At 46.2% G+C, this 2,209-nt stretch carries 3 protein-coding genes and 1 pseudogene; all 4 read left to right on the top strand.

The genetic code is table 11. The features are described 5' to 3' along the window. Positions 1-290, top strand: a pseudogene (locus AB3329_RS11570) (hypothetical protein); the annotation flags it as partial. Further along, positions 281-1,627, top strand: a complete 1,347-nt coding sequence (locus AB3329_RS11575; RefSeq protein WP_368396309.1) for a hypothetical protein — start codon at positions 281-283, stop codon at positions 1,625-1,627. The pseudogene AB3329_RS11570 and the gene AB3329_RS11575, both read left to right, overlap by 10 nt. Before the next feature lie 100 nt (positions 1,628-1,727). Further along, positions 1,728-1,952 carry a hypothetical protein gene (locus AB3329_RS11580; RefSeq protein ID WP_368396310.1) on the top strand — a complete coding sequence of 75 codons (225 nt, stop codon included), beginning with the start codon at positions 1,728-1,730 and terminating at the stop codon, positions 1,950-1,952. A gap of 17 nt (positions 1,953-1,969) precedes the next feature. Next, a partial coding sequence (locus tag AB3329_RS11585; protein WP_368396311.1) for a hypothetical protein occupies positions 1,970-2,209 on the top strand: 240 nt, incomplete at its 3' end.

The following is a 2,209-nucleotide window of genomic DNA, read 5'->3' on the forward strand; positions in this document are numbered from 1 at the left end:
TACACCATGTAACTTATGGTATTGGAGCAGACTTAACTTTGCAGTTTGACAGTTTCGGAAATGAAATTATAGAATTAGTCGGTCAAGAAGGTGTTATTGATGTTTCTAATTACGATGAGTTACCAGATAAAGCCATAAGAAAGGAAGATAAAGGGTTAGATGACAATATGAATACATTAATTAAGTATAACAAACTAAAAAATGTTAAAAAATCTTCCCAAGGCAGTCCTAAGATTGATATAACCTATAATTTAGAAATCAAGAAAGGAGAACATTGGAAATGGCATTGACTCATCAAGATATACAAGCAATTCAAAATGTAACAAAGGATTTATGCAGTGACGAAACGGTGTTAAAAGGTGATAACATTCCTGTAGAAACACTTAATTCAAACGGGAAAGTAGTTGAAAGTAACGAATATGAAGTTATAGATAAAATAAATGGAACAACTCAGGCCATTGCTGTAGCCCCGGTTGTTGATGGCACGACCGACTACAGCCAAACGGCTATCGTTGTGGCAGGGACCCAGCCTGGTTTCACTGAATCCACTAAAAATGTGATCGAAGCTAGAAGCGGGATGACCCCACAGGTGGACGATATTTCCGATTTTTATGACAGCACAGCTGCCAAACTGGAAAAAGACCATGGCGGCGGGACCATTTCCAACATGTCCGGCTTCAGCCAGTCGGGTCCGGCAGTTGCTAAAGTGGCCGCAGCGCATCAGGTTCCCAAAATCACCAACTTCATGGACTGGGCAGCCAGCAGCGCCCTCTATTCTAAGGCTAATCCTAAAGGTATAACCGCTGAGGAGAAGGCTTGGCTGGATCAGCACGCCACCATTTATATGGATTCGACCAGAGATGTGACCTATCTGGATGGGAAAAATCATGGGGATATTCCTTATGGCAAGAAATATATTGTTGAAGGCACAGGGGACCCTATTTCCGACCATGACACGGCTTTTCCCCGTATCAAGGGGAATGGTCTGGATATAGACTGGTATGTTAAGCACGGTCAGTTTGCTTCCGGCATGACCAAGGAGCAGGTGATAAAGGTGGCTAAAATGAAGGCCAAAAATGCTAAAGGCTGGGATCTGAAAGACCCCAGCACCTGGTCAGACAGTACGGACTACCGCGACTATGTCAAGGAATATAAGGAAAAATACGGCAGCTTTGCCCTTGCTGACCCCAAAGCGCTGGATTTTGCGGCGGCCCAAAACCGCTTAACCAGCCTGCGCAGTCAGCTTCAGTCGGCCTCAGGTTCGCAAAAAATTCTGCTGCGTCAGGAGCTGGTCACAGCGGCAGCTCAGTCGGCCCAAGCGAAGGCTGAAAGCTTTAACTTTAGGGTTAAAAGCCGTATCAGTCAGAGCAAGGAAACGATTGACAGTCAGCTCAAAACTTTTGAGAGGGACATTCGCAGTCTGTCTCAGCACTTATCGGAAGGAGAAGTGTCTGAACTGCTGTCGGAGATGAGTATGGAAAAGGTTTGGGATGAAGGCAATGAAGCCGCAGCACTGGCTGAAGGCGATCGGACCCAGGAAGAACTGACTGCTTTTACTCAAAAGCTGATGGCTGGTGCGGAGGACTTAACGGCTGCCGACCAAGCGGGTGCTGAACTGTTTCGTTAAGGAGGGCGTATGCTGGAACAATTAGCTAAACTGGGAACCGTTGATTTAAGGCAAACTGCAGGAGGCTTATACTGAGGCGCTTAAGGCGCAGGAGCGTCTGGTGATTAAAGCCGCGATAGCCGTTCAGAAACAAAAAATCCGAGCTGAAAAACAGCGGCTGAAAAAAGAGCTGCAGCAAGAAAAAACAGATTTGAAAACTTACCTCTCTGCTAGCCTGCCTGCTGATTTAGGAGCTGGCTTTGAAGGAAAAGCAGCTGCAGCAGCGCAGGATTTTTTAGGCCGTTTTCCTCAGCCTCAGCTGCCTAACCCTATTATTTTGGAATGATTAAGGAGCAGTAAGAGATGAGCTATCAGTATGATGAAGCCAGTTTGATGGACACGCATTTATTAAATCAGGAGCAGTTTAGAGAAGCCGAGGCAGATATGGATGATATGCAGCAGACCCTGAGCGGGCAAACTGAAAGGCTGAGCCTATGGCTGAACCGCCTTTGTCAGGATTCTCCTGATTTAGTCAGGCAGACCAAAAGAGCATTGGACAATGAAGCGGAGCTCCTGCAGCAGCAAATCGGCCAAGAAACAGAA

The organism is Streptococcus huangxiaojuni (genome assembly GCF_040930515.1).
Lineage (GTDB): Bacteria > Bacillota > Bacilli > Lactobacillales > Streptococcaceae > Streptococcus > Streptococcus huangxiaojuni.